This window comes from Bacteroides sp. AF25-38AC, from assembly GCF_003602995.1.
Taxonomy (GTDB): domain Bacteria; phylum Bacteroidota; class Bacteroidia; order Bacteroidales; family Bacteroidaceae; genus Bacteroides; species Bacteroides uniformis.
Window position 1 is genome coordinate 1 of sequence record NZ_QTMD01000034.1, and the last position, 15632, is coordinate 15632.

16 protein-coding genes are annotated in these 15632 nt (G+C 46.7%); 3 read left to right on the top strand and 13 right to left on the bottom strand.

Features of this window, described 5'->3' with window-relative positions; translation table 11 throughout:
* Window positions 1–217: 217 nt before the first annotated feature.
* The 12 genes from DWY55_RS18205 to DWY55_RS18260 form a co-directional block, all read right to left on the bottom strand.
* On the bottom strand, window positions 218–421 hold the full coding sequence (locus DWY55_RS18205; protein ID WP_005830522.1) for a helix-turn-helix domain-containing protein: 204 nt from the start codon (window positions 419–421) through the stop codon (window positions 218–220).
* Between the two features lie 18 nt (window positions 422–439).
* Window positions 440–658: a hypothetical protein gene (locus DWY55_RS18210; RefSeq protein WP_005830523.1), complete on the bottom strand. Its 219-nt coding sequence runs from the start codon at window positions 656–658 to the stop codon at window positions 440–442.
* Between the two features lie 20 nt (window positions 659–678).
* On the bottom strand, window positions 679–1143 hold the full coding sequence (locus DWY55_RS18215) for a DUF2975 domain-containing protein (protein ID WP_034525973.1): 465 nt from the start codon (window positions 1141–1143) through the stop codon (window positions 679–681).
* A 35-nt stretch (window positions 1144–1178) separates the two neighbouring features.
* Entirely contained in the window at window positions 1179–1820 is a 642-nt protein-coding gene (locus tag DWY55_RS18220; protein WP_005830526.1) for a DUF2975 domain-containing protein, read from the bottom strand.
* Between the two features lie 15 nt (window positions 1821–1835).
* Entirely contained in the window at window positions 1836–2441 is a 606-nt protein-coding gene (locus DWY55_RS18225) for a DUF2975 domain-containing protein (protein WP_005830530.1), read from the bottom strand.
* Between the two features lie 23 nt (window positions 2442–2464).
* On the bottom strand, window positions 2465–3133 hold the full coding sequence (locus DWY55_RS18230; RefSeq protein WP_005830532.1) for a DUF2975 domain-containing protein: 669 nt from the start codon (window positions 3131–3133) through the stop codon (window positions 2465–2467).
* Window positions 3130–3921, bottom strand: a complete 792-nt coding sequence (locus DWY55_RS18235) for a CPBP family intramembrane glutamic endopeptidase (protein WP_117879157.1) — start codon at window positions 3919–3921, stop codon at window positions 3130–3132. Before DWY55_RS18235 ends, DWY55_RS18230 begins: the two co-directional genes overlap by 4 nt.
* 181 nt (window positions 3922–4102) lie before the next feature.
* The gene (locus tag DWY55_RS18240; RefSeq protein WP_117704104.1) at window positions 4103–4588 is read right to left on the bottom strand and encodes a DUF3836 domain-containing protein; all 486 of its coding nucleotides are present in this window, start codon (window positions 4586–4588) and stop codon (window positions 4103–4105) included.
* A gap of 225 nt (window positions 4589–4813) precedes the next feature.
* The gene (locus DWY55_RS18245) at window positions 4814–5755 is read right to left on the bottom strand and encodes a bifunctional riboflavin kinase/FAD synthetase (protein ID WP_117879156.1); all 942 of its coding nucleotides are present in this window, start codon (window positions 5753–5755) and stop codon (window positions 4814–4816) included.
* Window positions 5739–6359: an HAD family hydrolase gene (locus tag DWY55_RS18250; RefSeq protein WP_057259167.1), complete on the bottom strand. Its 621-nt coding sequence runs from the start codon at window positions 6357–6359 to the stop codon at window positions 5739–5741. The genes DWY55_RS18245 and DWY55_RS18250 overlap by 17 nt, the downstream gene beginning before the upstream one ends.
* Before the next feature lie 2 nt (window positions 6360–6361).
* Window positions 6362–9046: a calcium-translocating P-type ATPase, PMCA-type gene (locus tag DWY55_RS18255; RefSeq protein WP_117704106.1), complete on the bottom strand. Its 2685-nt coding sequence runs from the start codon at window positions 9044–9046 to the stop codon at window positions 6362–6364.
* Window positions 9047–9136: 90 nt separating this feature from the next.
* A complete protein-coding gene (locus DWY55_RS18260) occupies window positions 9137–10303 on the bottom strand; it encodes a sensor histidine kinase (protein ID WP_098031790.1) in 1167 nt (388 codons plus the stop codon).
* A 107-nt stretch (window positions 10304–10410) separates the two neighbouring features.
* Here DWY55_RS18260 and rd point away from each other — a divergent pair, with 107 nt between their 5' ends.
* Complete coding sequence (gene rd, locus DWY55_RS18265; RefSeq protein WP_005830549.1) at window positions 10411–10572, top strand: rubredoxin; 162 nt, start codon at window positions 10411–10413, stop codon at window positions 10570–10572.
* Here the strand turns inward: rd and DWY55_RS18270 are convergent.
* Window positions 10569–12266 (bottom strand): Na/Pi cotransporter family protein, encoded by a 1698-nt coding sequence (locus tag DWY55_RS18270; protein ID WP_005834507.1) that lies wholly within the window; start codon window positions 12264–12266, stop codon window positions 10569–10571. The genes rd and DWY55_RS18270 overlap by 4 nt on opposite strands.
* A gap of 83 nt (window positions 12267–12349) precedes the next feature.
* Between DWY55_RS18270 and DWY55_RS18275 the strand changes: the two genes are divergently transcribed.
* Together DWY55_RS18275 and DWY55_RS18280 are read left to right on the top strand one after the other, a co-directional pair.
* Window positions 12350–14023 (top strand): nucleoside kinase, encoded by a 1674-nt coding sequence (locus DWY55_RS18275; RefSeq protein WP_117680946.1) that lies wholly within the window; start codon window positions 12350–12352, stop codon window positions 14021–14023.
* Window positions 14024–14065: 42 nt separating this feature from the next.
* On the top strand, window positions 14066–15571 hold the full coding sequence (locus DWY55_RS18280; protein WP_005830555.1) for a sensor histidine kinase: 1506 nt from the start codon (window positions 14066–14068) through the stop codon (window positions 15569–15571).
* Window positions 15572–15632 lie beyond the last annotated feature (61 nt).

Genomic DNA, 15632 nt, shown 5'->3' on the forward strand with positions numbered 1-15632 from the left:
TCTACTGATATCGGTTATAAAAAGAAAAAGCGTCTAGCTAAATCAGGAAAAGACATTACTCCAGAATGTAACGGTTTTTACATTATGAAGTAACGACGTTTACCATAGTATGTAAAGGCGTTTACCGTAGTATGTAAAGGTGTTTACTGTAGTACGTAAACGGAGTTTCTTAAGGCGGTAAGCATTTCAACCTCTACTTGCGCCTTCTTCTCCCTATTTATCCCTCCTTAAACTCCAGTATATCCCCCGGCTGGCAATCAAGTTCCTTACAGATTGCTTCCAGTGTAGAGAAACGGATGGCCTTAGCCTTTCCGGTTTTGAGAATAGAGAGATTGGCAGGCGTAATATCAATCTTCTCCGCCAGTTCGCCCAAAGATATCTTTCTTCGGGCCATCATTATGTCAAGGTTTACTATAATCATATAATTGTGTTCTATTTATCAATTATTCTTTTCCCACTCACACCACCAGTCAGTGTACCGTTTCGTCAACCGGTAATAACCATATATGCACAGATACATCCACGGCATTACAATATAGACTTTCCACTTCCCGTCAAAGGCCGGAAACAAGAGGAGAAAATAGACAATACTTGCCAACAATAAAACCGCCACAAGTCCGACAACGAAATACAGACCATATTTCACACTTTTCTTCATATCGCGCTCTTCACTTTTATTTAAATCGTCAACTCTTGTTCCTCACGCATACGAACTCCCATCTTAAAAAGATAGCCCATAAAGATGATGAAAACTCCCAATAACACGAATATCCGATAAGAAGTATCAGTCGGTACTCCTTCGGGAGTAACCCAGGAGAGAGTTACCTGAAAAAGCCCATTCAATGCTATCAGCACCCCAATGGTTTGTATCAAAGATGAATTCTGATAAACAAACACTTCCTCTTTCTTCACATTGCGGAGAATGAGAAAAATACACAAGCCACATATTGTCATCACCAGCATTGTTACTGATTCGGGTAATATGTGCCAGATAAAATTAGCAGTATCATCCTTTCCCAACTCATAGCACAATGTCAGATTACGAACAATGCCGCCACCAATACATAGTCCACAGAAATAAAACAGCACATTCATAATAAGCGCTATCCGTCTCTTTGGTTCCTTTGGTTCCTTTTGTTTCATAAGTGTCATAAGTGTCATAATCCCTCCTCTCACTTTTAAATAGTCAAGTCCTGTTCTTCCTTTATCTTCACCCCGGCGGCAAATATCTCGGTGAAAAGAATTATAATAACCAGGGATGTGAAATCCGTATCATGCGATGCAACCACTTCATAGCCCAGCAGAGCCACTTGCTTCACTGCTTCAAGATGATTCAGCCAATCGTGCAAAGTCATCAAGCCGTACAATGCAGCAAACGAATAAGTAAAGAAACGCAACCGGGCTACATTATCCGAAGTAAACACTTCCCGCTTTGAGATGGATACCAGCAAACGTATCAGACAATAGATTCCTACAAAGAAAGGAATGATGGCAAACATGGCAAAGAAGTTCACTATGGAACTCCAGACAGTGGGGACAATCACAGTGCCTATTCTCTTTACCTGATAAGGTACTGACTTATCGGCAAAACGATTCGTCAAGGAATCGACTGCTGTCGTTTCCAAAGGTCTAACATCCACATATACCTTATCAAATAAACCGGAATACTCCGGCTGTGGAGTTCCCGAATGCACATTTACACTATTGTAACCCTCAAGAAAACTATTCTTCATATCCACCCAGCCTGCTATCATCGCATAGGTAAACTCTGCAACAATGACCAATATAGCCAGGATACCCAATATACTTATCTTTTTCATAATCCTCCCCCCACATTAAACCGTTAAATCCTGCTCTTCCTTTATCTTCACGCCGATGGCGAATATCTCGGTGAACAATGCCAACAGCATATAATTGAACCAAGCATACTTGAAAGAATAAGGCAACACCTCGTATCCCTCCAGCCGCACTTGAGAAGCCAAGTCATGATAGATGCCCCATTGCTGCAACTCGAATAAAAGACTCACCGAAATCAGCGCATAGACAAAGATGCGCATCCGACGCACATTCTTGTGCACAAACACCTCGCCTTTCGTGGCAGTAAGCACCAGCCGCGCCACACTATAGAACCCGTAAAGCGCAAACAGTCCCGCAGGAAACAGCAAGAACGATACCCACCGCCACTTCGTACTACGGAAACCTTGCACCGATACCTCACTTGTATTGCAATACATGGGCGTATCCTGTGCCGCACTAATCAAAGTATCAGCAGGCAGCGTATCATCTGCCCGCACCAAAAGTGACACGGAGGGTAAGGCATGAAAATCCTTCTGGTCGCCCGCCTCATTCCAGCCGTCCATAAATCCACTAAACATATCCGTTACAACACTACCAATAAACACTACCAAAGCCAGGAAGGCACATACTCTGATTTTATTCATATCTCTGTCCGTTCTTCTTATTATTAAATCGTCAAATCCTGCTCTTCCTTCATTTTCAATCCAATGGCAAACACTTCACCTACAATCAGCGAACAAAGCCCAAGTACCAGCGTGGTAGTGCTCACCAATTCTGAGAGGCTCAGCTCGTAACCATGCAGCGAGAATACGGTATCGATACCTATAAAATCAAGATATGATGACGCAAAGGTACAGCAGAAGCTGACAACCAGTGCCATTCCCAATCGACGCAGCCGACGTACATTCCGCCAGTTGAAGATGTCGGACTTGTTGATAGAGATTATCAAGCGGATAAACAATACTACCGCCCAAAGGGAAAAGCCCAAATGCAGATATATCAGCAAATACTTTGCCACCACTTTCCCGACAGAATCATGAGAATCTACGCTGACCATCAACGAAGAGTAGGCTGCAGGCACATAACTCCTGCTTTTCTCATTGTAGACGGAATCCCTGAAGAAATCAAACGACTCCATGGAAGAAGGTATCAGGTTGACAACCTTCAGGTTCATCAGTTCCTTGTAGGCAGCAATGTCACTCCCTTTCTTTCCCAGCTCCAGTCCGGTCTGCGCCCCCATCTTGGCTCCCAGAAAGATATAGTACCCCTGCTCCAATACCGAGTAACTCAGTACAAGCATTACCACCAGGCAGAGAATGTTCAATCTTCTTTTCATAATTCAGTTGTTGTATTAGTATCAGATATATTATATTTATTCAGTTGTTTCAAGGAGAGTAGAAGCAACAATATGAAAACCACTGCCCAAACCAGTACATACGGGTTACTCAGCAGATGTGTCACATCCTCCATTTCAGGATGTTTCAGGCTCAGATAGACAGACAAGCCGTTATTCATGATATGTATCAGAATACATGCCATAAGACTCCGTGTCTTATAATAAAGCCAGGCAAGCAAGAAACCGATGAGGCAAGCACCTATTATCTGAACCGGATTCAGATGAAAGATACCGAATATCAACCCGGAAAACAAGATAGCCTTTGCCGGGCTATATCTGCGAAGCAGCTCCTTGGTAATGGCACCACGGAAAAGCAGTTCTTCCAGTACGGGTCCCAAAACAGAAATACAGAGAATACCCAGCCAACCGGATTGCAGTATATCAAATGTCTGGTCCAACAAATTGGGCAAAAAAGTAAGTTCGGACATCAGAAGACCTATTATACATATGGAAGTCATTCCGGCAAGCAGGCTCCATGCCAGATAAGGGACTGACACCGGAGAATACAGATGCTTGTCTCCCGTCAGGTAGTTCTTGCGCCACAAGTACAGTCCCATGAAAACAAAGCCCAGCAGCATGGTAGGCGCCACAGCAATCTGACCAGCCTTGTCCATGTCGAAAGTTCCATAAGCGAAATACGTATACAGCAGACAGAAAGGTCCTGCAAACAGTGCTCCTATAAGCTGCATCAAAAAGTAAATCAATACTAGTTTTATTGCCGTTTTCATTGTTCTATTCGTCTAAAAGTTCGCAAAGATACACATTTTCTCTGTCAATCCGTCAAGCTGTGGCAACAAGTCCCATCAGCAGCACCATCACTGTAGAAAGTGACAATACCAATAGTGTAATACTCATAAATGCTCTTCTCATAACCTAAGCCCCTCCCTCATTTCTATATTTGTTCTTCATTTATTTCACTGCCAGGAGCAATACGTCTTCCTCTGCAGTGGCATGTTCCACCAACAGATTCCAGTCGTTGTCCTTCTTACTCCATTTGTAACTCAAGTAGTTGATGTCATCTCCCGCCTGCAGATAAACTGCTTTTTCTTTCACATCGGAGTAGGCATGCGTCTTGTTGTCCCACAAGGCATATTCCACATCCGTACCGGTTTCTGTATAATTGTAGTTCAAGCAATAGAAGCGTTCAAACGCCTGCTCAATCTCGTTCCATTTCAACGCTTCCTTCTGTATCGTACGCCCTTGGGTATCATAGATGAAATTGTATTTCAAATGGTTCTGCAGAAACTTACCGTTCTCTACTTTATATACAATCTGGGACTCCACCTGATTTCCGTTCATCACTTCATTATAGGCAAAGTTTTCCTGGATATTACCACCAAAAGCATTTATCACTACTGTCACTACAAAGATTGTTGTCATTACTAAAGTTTTCATACCGTTATTGTTTTATTAGTTCTTTATTTTGTTTTTCGATAATCATTTATCGTTTTTCGATATGCAAATAAAAGACCTTTTTTTGGTATGACAAAGAAAAACAGAAAATATTTATCGAAAAACAATAAAAAAAACGCGTTTTACGATAAATATACAGAAAGCAAACACTTCAAACGGGAAAATACATAGAACTGCAAGGGGATAAATGACCTTATTGCCTTATGTTTATAAAGCAAGAATGGATTTAATCTCCACCTCGTCACGGTGAAGCTGGGCAATAAGTTCTTCTATACTGTCGAATTTCAGTTCAGGACGGGTGCGGCGCACAAAGGAAAGACGCATCGGCTGCTGATAAATGTCAGCATCAAACCGGAATATATGGACCTCAATACTGCGATCGGGGCCGTTCTCCAACGTAGGTCGGTAGCCAATGCTTAGCATACCGCCGTACTCCTTGCCTTCAACACAGACACGGACGGCATACACACCATCGCAGGGAATCAGCTTGTCAGAATCGGAAACACGGAGATTAGCCGTAGGAAAACCTATCTTACGCCCCACCTGATAGCCGCCGACAACCGTACCGTCCAAAAAGAAATCATATCCCAGATACTCGGCAGCTTCCGAAACGTTTCCCTCCAGCAACAGACCGCGAATAGCCGAGGAGCTGACAGTAACCTCCGTTACCGATGCTTCCTTACTATAAGCATACGCGCGCGCAAGAAGCACCTCCATACCCAATTCGCGACCATAGTGCACATAGTCCTCAAAACCCTCGCTGCGGTTATGCCCGAAACGATGGTCGTACCCCACTACCAAAGCTTGTATCTGATAGCGTTCCTTCAGTATGAACATGAATTCCCGTGCCGAAAGCCGGGCTATTTCAGGAGTGAAATCAAGCATCATGCAATAATCCACCCCAGTCTTGGCTAGTAGGGAAACTTTCTCATCACAGGTGGTCAATAACTTCGGATGATAATCGGCCTGCATCACTTTACGCGGATGTACCGAAAAAGTCACGACCGACGAAGCAAGCCCACGCCCGGCAGCTACCGCACGCACTTGCTCTATCAGGTAGCGGTGTCCCCGATGTACTCCGTCAAAGAAACCGATAGTGGCTACACTTGGACGGGAACCAATGTCCGATGTTTCACAAAACAACTGCATGTCTCCAATCCTCGTGGGCCTTTGGCGTATAGGTAGAAATACCCAACGCCTCCGCTGTCCGGCAATTGGCCTCAGAATCGTCAATGAAAAGAGTCTCGTTGGGAAGAATACCGGTCTCATCCAGTACTTTCTGAAATATATCGGCATCCGGTTTTGCCATCTTCATCTCATAAGAGAGATAGATATGTTCAAAAAAGTCCTCCGCACGGAAAGTCTTGTAGCGAAACGCGTGCAGGCACGACCATTGCCAATGGATTTCATTGGTGTTGCTCAGCAGATAGACCACATATTTTTTGCGCAGTTCCAACAGTAAATCCAATTTAAAGGTAGGAATACTCACCAAGAAACTGTTCCAGGCGTCATCTATCTGGGCATCAGTCACCGGTTTCCCTATCTTTCCACGAATCACTTCCCGGAACTCCGCACTGGTAATCAACCCTTTTTCATATTTCTGGAAGAAATCCTGCTGGTGATAGAGGTCCAACATGACTTCCACGTCCGGCAATCCCAGCTTTCTGAAATTCTCTAAACAGCGCTGGCGGTCCAAATCAATCAGAACTCCGCCAAAATCAATAATAAGGTTCTTGATTCCTCTTCTTTTCATCACTATTTCTGTGTTAAACGTCGGATAAGGCGAACCAGTTCACCTATCCACAAAACAAACGAGGTAGAAACGACAATCGTCATCCAAGTCATAAAATCGAGCGGCACTGTGCGGAACACAGCTCCACCAAACTGTACAATCAGTATCTGTCCGCCCAAAATGGCAAGTATAATCAGCTCCATGCCATAAGATTTGGAAATGCCCTTGAACGCCGAGTCCGAAGTGCCGAACACACGCGCATTGAACAAGTTCCAGAACTGAAGCATAACAAAGAATGTGAAGAACACAGTCAGCCGATAGGTAGTCATCCCTCCCTCCTCACTGTTAAACCAGAAGAGCATTCCCATAAGTAACACCAGGAAGGCAGTCCCCATTCCCAGAATGTAATACCTCATGGACTTGGTTATAATGAAATCCGTACTCTTACGCGGCTTTTCCTTCATCACGCTCTCACTGGGTGGAATGGACGCCAGGGCCAGGGCCGCAAACGTATCCATAATCAGGTTCACCCACAACATCTGCGTGACGGTCAAAGGAAGCGTCGTACCCACCAGTGAGCCCAGAAGAACGATAAACAAAGCCACAAAATTGATAGTCAGCTGAAAAACAATGAAACGCTGTATATTTTTATATAAAGAACGTCCCCACATCACGGCCGTGCCTATACTGTTGAAGGAGTCATCCAGCAGCGTGATGTCGCTGGCCTCCTTGGCAACGGAGGTTCCGGTACCCATCGAAAGTCCCACTTGCGCATGGTTCAGCGCAGGAGCATCATTCGTGCCGTCACCCGTCACAGCCACTACCGCACCTTTCTGCTGCAACAGTTGCACCAGACGCTGTTTGTCTGTGGGGCGTGCACGCGACATTATCTTCAAGTCCATCACACGGTCCAATGCCTCCTCATCCGTCAATTCGGCAAATGCAGCTCCCGTAATGCGGTTCTTTTCCGTATCCTCCGGTTTCCACAGACCAATCTGGCGTGCTATCTCGGTAGCCGTACCCGGTGTATCTCCCGTCACAATCTTCACTCCGATACCTGCCGACTGGCATTTGGCAACGGCCGCAGGCACATCCGGACGGATAGGGTCACTGATGGCAACCACACCGAGGAACGACAAGTCATTTTCAGCAACCAATGACACACAATCAGACGCTTCCGCATCATCCACAATCTTGAATGCAAAGCCAAGTGTACGCATAGCCATATTCTGATAGTTGAGCAACTGAGCCTCCACTGTAGAACGGTATTCCACCGCATCCACACGCTTGCCGTCCAACATGACATCCTTGCATTTACCCAAAACAATCTCGGGAGCTCCCTTCACATACAGCACCTTCTTCCCAATCAGGGGAGATTGCACCAGGGTAGCCATGAATTTCCTTTCCGTAGAGAAAGTCAGCTGGTCGATAACCGTAGCTTTCTCACGCAGTGCCAGGTAGTCGCATCCCTGACTGCTCAGCCAAAGCAGCAGTGCCACCTCCGTGGGATTACCCACCCCTTTCGGCTTCTCTCCAGTCACCTCTTCTTCCAGGAAAGCAGTGGAGTTAGCACTGATACCTTCCATTACCAGCTTGCTGAGGTCATCATTCCCCAGCTGCCCGTTATTCTTCAAACTATAGAAGTTGGGTTCATGCACCTGCATCAGATTTTGGGTCAATGTCCCGGTCTTGTCGGTACAAATCACTGTAATGGCTCCCATCGTCTCGCATGCATGCATCTTGCGCACCAGATTGTTGGTGGAGAGCATACGCCGCATGTTCAACGCCAGACTGAGTGTCACGCTCATCGGCAATCCTTCGGGCACAGCCACCACAATCAGGGTAACTGCCATCATAAAGTATTGCAAAGTAGCCTGCAAGGCCGGCAGCCAATCACGGAAGGTATGGAATGAAGAAAAATCATAGACCAGTACCACATCCTTTACAAAGAAAATGAGAAAAGCCAGACCCGCTACGGAAAAGCCAATCTTTCCAATCAGATTGGCCAATTTGGTCAACTGAATATTCAGCGGAGTAGGTTCCGTATTCTGTTCGGTACTTTGACGTGCCACTTTACCGATTTCCGTAGCATCGCCCACAGCCTCCACACGCATGGTGCCATGTCCGTCCACCACCGTTGTACCGCGCAAAATGCGGTTGGAAGCATACGTAGCCTCTTCGTCAAAGTCAGCTTCTACGGTAGTTTTCGTCACTACCGGCTCACCGGTCAGATTCGATTCGTTCACTTGCAGGGAAATGGCTTCCAGCAATTCACCGTCCGCCGGAACCTCTTCACCGGTTTCCAGCACCACTATATCACCCACCACTACATCTTTACGGGGAATCTCCTGCACATGTCCGTTACGAATTACTTTCACCAAAGTTTCTTCGTTCACTGCATTCAGCAGGTCAAACTTCTTTCCGGCATCATACTCAAAGAAGAAACCGATACCGGTAGCCAGCAGAATGGCTACTATAATGCCGATAGTCTCGGCATATTCATTCTCTACAATGGAAATAATCAAAGAAAACAGAGCGGCAACCAGCAATACCCTTACTACGGGGTCCTCAAACTTCTCCAGATACAATTTCCATAAGGAAGGCCGTTTAGGAGGCGTCAATAAATTTACTCCATGTTCGTCGCGGCTCTTCCGCACTTGTTCGTCGGTCAGTCCGACATGATAATAATCATCCTTTATTGCAGTCATGCAAGTCTTTAGGTTTAATTTTGGAACGCAAAAATACAATAATAATCCGGGAAAACAATACCTATATAATGATTAGTGATTAATTGACTGTCATTGATTCTCTTTTTCCCTCACCAGTTTCGGTCTGGTTGCAGGCTCCCACGGCAATGTGAACCAGAAAGTCGAACCTGCCCCTTCTTCCGATTCCACGCCTATTTCGCCCCCCAATTTGCGGACAATGGTCTGGCAAATGGAGAGTCCCAGTCCGGTACCGTTCTTTTCCTGCTTCAGCTTGACGAAACGTTCAAAAACATGTGGCAACTTTTCCTGGGGAATACCGGTTCCCGTGTCTTTTACGTAGAAATAGAGACCTTCCTCATAGAGTCTGAATCCGAGGGTAATACTGCCTTCCTGGGTGAACTTCAGGGCATTCGTCATAAAATTGGATATCACTTGTGCAAGCCGGTTTCTGTCTGTATGCATGGTATATTCCTTCTCAGAAGCCTCCCGGACAATCTGCACTCCACTACCCAGCTCGGCCACCCGCATACGGAACTGTTGTTCCAAATCGGACATCATCTGGTTGATGTCCACATCCGAGAACACAAATTCCAATGTTCCGGCTTCTATCTTCGAGAGGTCCAGAATATCAGCAATCAGCTGTTGCAGCATTTCATTGTTACTTTGCACAATTTCCAGGAACTGTGTCTTCTCTTCGTCTGTCGATGCAGAGGCCAGCAATTCCGAGAATCCGACAATTGCGTTCAGCGGGGTACGGATTTCATGGCTCATATTCGCCAGGAACACCGATTTGGAGCGGTCGGCATTCTCTGCCTTCTCACGTGCCAGTTTCAATTCAGCTTCCACTTGTTTCAGCCGGGTAATGTCATGCACGGTAATCACCATGCAGTCGCGGTCCTCAATCTCCATATACTCGCCGGAAACATAAGCATTGCATTCCGTAGTTCTGCCTTCGCTATCCCTAAGATTCAGAATAGCTGCCAAATCCGTGAAGTTCTTTTGCACCACAAAGGCATTCTCTATGGCATTCCGCACGGGGCAGTGCTCACACAAATCGTGAGTGCCGCAACCTCCTGCTGCCGACAAGGCATTGTTACAGCGCAGAATATCTCCCACCCGTCCAGTTTCGGCAGGCTTTACAGCTCCGGTAATATCGTAGTAATTGGTGTAGAATACAGTGAAGTCGCGGTTTATCAGCAGTACATAGGCGTGCAGATTCCGCATAATCGCCCTGAACAGCTTGTCGGTCATTTTCATAAAATGTTGTTTTAATAGAGAACAAAAATAAACTATTTTTGTTCAACAATAGAACAAAAAGGGCTTTTAAACGTTATTATAGGAGAATAAACCTAAAAAAGAAATTTATGGAAAAGTACATTTGCACTGTATGCGATTATGTCTATGACCCTGAATTGGGCGACCCTGAAAATGGAATAGAACCGGGAACATCTTTCGAAGACCTTCCCGAAGATTGGGTTTGCCCCTTGTGTGGAGTAGGCAAAGAAGAATTTGAGAAAGCGTCCTAAGACGCTTTCTTTTCTTTTATATCGCTGCTGGCTTCCACTACATTCACCACATAGTCGCCCAGCTTTTCACATTCCGCAATGATGTCCATATAGTAAACACCCATCTGGTAATCATATTCTTTGTTGTTCACATCCAAGATATTCTGGTTCTTCAGCTGATTGCGGTAATTATTGATTTCGTTCTCCAAATTAAAGGACTTGTTCACATCCGCGCCTGCATGCTCCGGATGTTCCACCACGACAATCATCTGCTCCAAGGCATCATCCGTCAGCTTCATCATGAAATGGATATGCTCGTACTGCTTCTCGGTGAAATCCTGATTGGTCTGGCGCTTGCGGTTGATGGTACGTGCCAGGTTATAGCAGCTGTCGCCGATGCTCTCTATCTCCGTCACTTCACGCAGCATGGCACGTATTTGCAACTTACTTTCCGAACTCAGGCGCCCTTCGGACACTTGATTCAGATAATTGGCAATCTCCAGCTCCATGCTGTCACTGATATTCTCGTACTTCTCCACACGGCTGAACACTTTGTTGAAATCATCATCCTTCTCCGTATGCAGCAAGTCCTGCACCATTCCGAACATACGGCGGGTACGTTCGGCAAAAAGATGTATTTCCTTGCTTGCCTGCAGGATGGACAGCTCTGCCGTAGAAAGCATACCGCCCGAGATAAAACGCAAGCGATATTCCTCGTCCTGCTCCTTCATTGGAATAATGGCACAGACCGTACGTTCGATAAACTTCACGAACCATATCAATATCAGCACGTTGCAGATATTGAAGCAAGTATGGAATGCCGAAAGCTTGAAGGATACGGCCACAGCCGGATCTTTAGTACCCATCACGTTCTCTACGAACCATGACACAGCCTCGGTAAAGGGGGTGAAAAGACACAACACCCATATCACACCGAATACGTTGAACACCAAGTGAGCCAGGGCAGCCCTCCTCGCCTGCGTATTTCCCGTCAGCGCCGCAAGATTGGCAGTGATGGTTGTACCTATATTCTCACCCAGCACCAGCGCCGCTCCCAGCTCGAAGCTAATCCAGCCGTTAGCGCACATAATAAGCGTAATGGCCATAGTTGCCGCAGATGCCTGCACAATCATGGTCAACACCGTACCGATACCCACAAAAAGAAGTATGGAGATAAAGCCCATGTCGGTATAGTCCTGCACAAATGACAGCATATCAGGATTTTGGCTCAAGTCAGGAGCATTGTTTTTCAAATAGGAAAGCCCCATGAACAAGAATGAGAAACCGAAAATAAATTCACCGACAGACTTGCGGTTACTTTTTTGAGAGAAGAGGAGAGGAATGCCGAAAGCAAGAAGAGGAAGAGCAAAGGCGGCAATGTCCACCTTGAAGCCTAAAGCTGAAATAATCCATGCTGTAACAGTCGTACCGATATTGGCACCCATTATGACACCTATGGACTGTGAAAGCGTTAACAACCCTGCATTGACAAAACTCACAACCATCACCGTAGTTGCAGAAGAAGATTGTACAAGTGCTGTAATCAGCACGCCCGTTAACACACCGGTCACTCTGTTGGTTGTCATTGCGGTCAATATCTTCCGCAGTCTGTCACCGGCAAATTTTTGAAGCCCCTCACTCATAATCTTCATTCCGTAAAGAAACAGTGCCAATGAGCCGAGTAGCTTTAAAAAATCATAAAAAGAATATTCCATCTTTAATTATTTAAGGTGTTTCATTCCTTCACGTGTTATAATGTCCTATATTTAACGTGTCAACCCACTAAAAACGAGACATCATGAAACACATGTTACAAATTTGTTGCAAAAATAATAATATTTCTAAAGAATTCCCTATAGGGAGCTCACTTTTGGATATTTATTACGGTTTTAATCTAAATTTCCCCTATCAGGTAGTCAGTGCAAAGGTCAACAACCGTTCCGAAGGGCTGAATTTCCGTGTATACAACAATAAGGATGTAGAATTTCTCGACATACGCGACTCCTCAGGTATGCGCACCTATGTCCGTTCCCTCTGCTTCATTCTTTACAAAGCTGTCAGCGAGCTGTTTCCGGAAGGAAAACTGTTCGTAGAGCATCCGGTATCCAAAGGTTACTTCTGCAACCTGCGCATCGGCCGCCCCATAGAGCTGGAAGATGTGGCAGCCATCAAGAAGCGGATGCAGGAAATCATTGCCGAGAACATCCCCTACCACCGTGTAGAATGCCACACCACCGAGGCTGTACGCATCTTCAACGAACGGGGCATGAACGACAAAGTGAAGCTGCTGGAAACTTCCGGCTCGCTATATACCTATTACTACACACTGGGCGACACCGTAGACTACTACTACGGCAACCTGTTGCCCAGTACCGGATACATCTGGCTGTTCGATATCGTGAAGTATTACGACGGCCTGCTGCTACGCATCCCCAACCGGGCAAACCCCGATGTCCTGGAAGAAGTGGTGAAACAAGAGAAAATGCTCGACGTATTCAAGGAACACCTGCGCTGGAACTACATTATGGGACTGGGCAACGTAGGCGACTTCAACCTGGCTTGCGAGACAGGCCATGCCACCGACCTCATCAACGTAGCCGAAGCCCTGCAGGAGAAAAAGATAGCCCAAATAGCTGACGACATCTACCACCGCGGCGAAAACGGCAACCGGGTGAAGCTCGTACTCATCTCCGGTCCATCGTCCTCCGGAAAGACGACTTTCAGCAAGCGGCTCAGCGTGCAGTTGATGACCAACGGCCTGCGTCCCTATCCCATCTCGCTGGACAACTACTTCGTAGACCGTGAAGACACCCCGCGCGATGAGAACGGCAATTACGATTACGAATCGCTCTATGCCCTCGACCTTGAGCTCTTCAACACCCAATTACAAGCATTGCTCCGGGGCGAAGAAGTGGAGCTGCCCCGCTTCAACTTCAACCTCGGGAAGAAAGAGTACAAGGGAGACAAGCTGCGCATCGACGAGCATACCATCCTCATCCTGGAAGGAATCCATGCCCTGAACCCTGAACTGACACCACAGATTCCCGCCGCCAGCAAATACAAGATTTATGTATCCGCCCTGACCACCATCTCGCTGGACGACCACAACTGGATTCCCACCACGGACAACCGCCTGCTGCGCCGCATCATCCGCGACTTCAACTACCGCGGCTACTCGGCACAAGAGACCATTTCACGCTGGCCCAGTGTACGTGCCGGCGAGGACAAATGGATATTCCCCTACCAGGAAAATGCCGACGTTATGTTCAACTCCGCCCTCTTGTTCGAATTCGCCGTGCTCCGCTGCCACGCAGAGCCCATCCTTACCAGTGTTCCACGGAACTGTCCGGAATACGCAGAAGCCTACCGGTTGCTGAAATTCATCAAATATTTCACCCCCGTGCAGGACAAAGAAATTCCACCGACATCCTTATTGAGAGAATTTTTAGGAGGCAGTAGCTTCAAATACTAAGTTTTTATTCTAACTTTGTGAGCAAATAAAACAAACGTACACATGAAAAAAATTATTTCGATACTTCTCTTAGCGACTTTCTGCATCTTTACTCAACTCCATGCGCAAAACCGTGCAGACGAATTGATGAAACAAGCACAAGAAAATCTTACGAAAAAAGAATATATCAAAGCCCGCTATCTATTCCTGCAAGCCTACAATGCCTTTGCCACGCAAGACAAGTATGCCCAGGCAGTGGAATGCGGCGTCAATGCCAGCGCCCTCTACCATCGGGAGAATTACTATAAAGAAGCTTTTGAACTGCTGCGCGGTGCCGAGCAAGTGGTGGCAACCGGCGAACAGAAAACGGGCAAGGCCATGCCCAACCTACGTTTCCGCATCAACAAGGAACGCCTGCAGATGTACATCAACCTGAAAAATCCCGCACGTGCCAAGGAACAGCTGACCAAACTGGAAGAGACCGCCAAAGCCTCTCACAACGACTCTCTGAGCAACGACCTGCTTTATACGCAGGCCAACTATTACTACACCTTCGGTATGAACACACAAGGTGATGCGGCTACCAACCGCCTGATAGGGCAATATAAGGAACAGAAGAACTACGCCAAAGTAGACGAATGCTACAAGACTCTCATCAGCATTGCCCGCAAGGCAAACAATGCCGGACTGGTGGCACGCACCTACGACAAGTACATCCTATGGACCGACTCCGTAAAGGCGCTTACCGCCCAAGAGGAACTGAACGCCCTGAAGAAGAAATACGATGAAAGCCTGGCCACTATCCAGGAGAAAGATGATTCCCTAAGCGCCAAGCAGTACATCATCATCGGGCTTTGCATACTCGCCGCCATCCTTGCCGCCGCACTGGTATTCGGCGCCATCGTATTGCTGCGTTTCATCATCCTCACCCGTAAACAGAAGAAGGCCATCAGCATTGCTAATGAGCACAATGAGCTGAAAACCAAATTTATCCAGAACATTTCCGCCCAAATGGAACCGACACTGGACACGCTCGACGCCTCACTGCCGGGCGTAAAAGCCCTGCATGCATTCTCCAACCATATCCAGGAACTGTCCGAATTGGAAACCACCTTGTCCGAACCCTACGAAGTGCAGGAGAAGAATATCTCCACTTTCTGTGAAGGCATCATGGACAAAATCAAAGGAATGACACAAGAAGATGTCACCCTGACCGTGAATGCCCCCAAATTGAATGTGAAAATCAACCCTGAGCAACTGGAACGCGTCTTGCTGCATTTGTTGGAAAACGCCGCCGAGTACACCCCTGCCGGAGGAAAAATATGGCTGGACTTCAAGAAACGCGGTGCGCACACCCACCAGTTCATCATCAGCGACACCGGTTGCGGTATCCCCGAGGAGCAACGCGAAAACATCTTCAAGCCTTTCACCGAAGTGAAAGACCTGACGCAAGGCGACGGCCTGGGACTCCCCATCTGCTCACTGATTGCCACCAAGATGAACGGCAGCTTGACACTAGACAGCAGCTACAACAAGGGAGCACGGTTCGTACTGGAACTGCACGCATAAACTAATACAATCTGTATGACCCCTAAATTTGAGAGCCGCTTGCCACCGGCATTATCGGGAC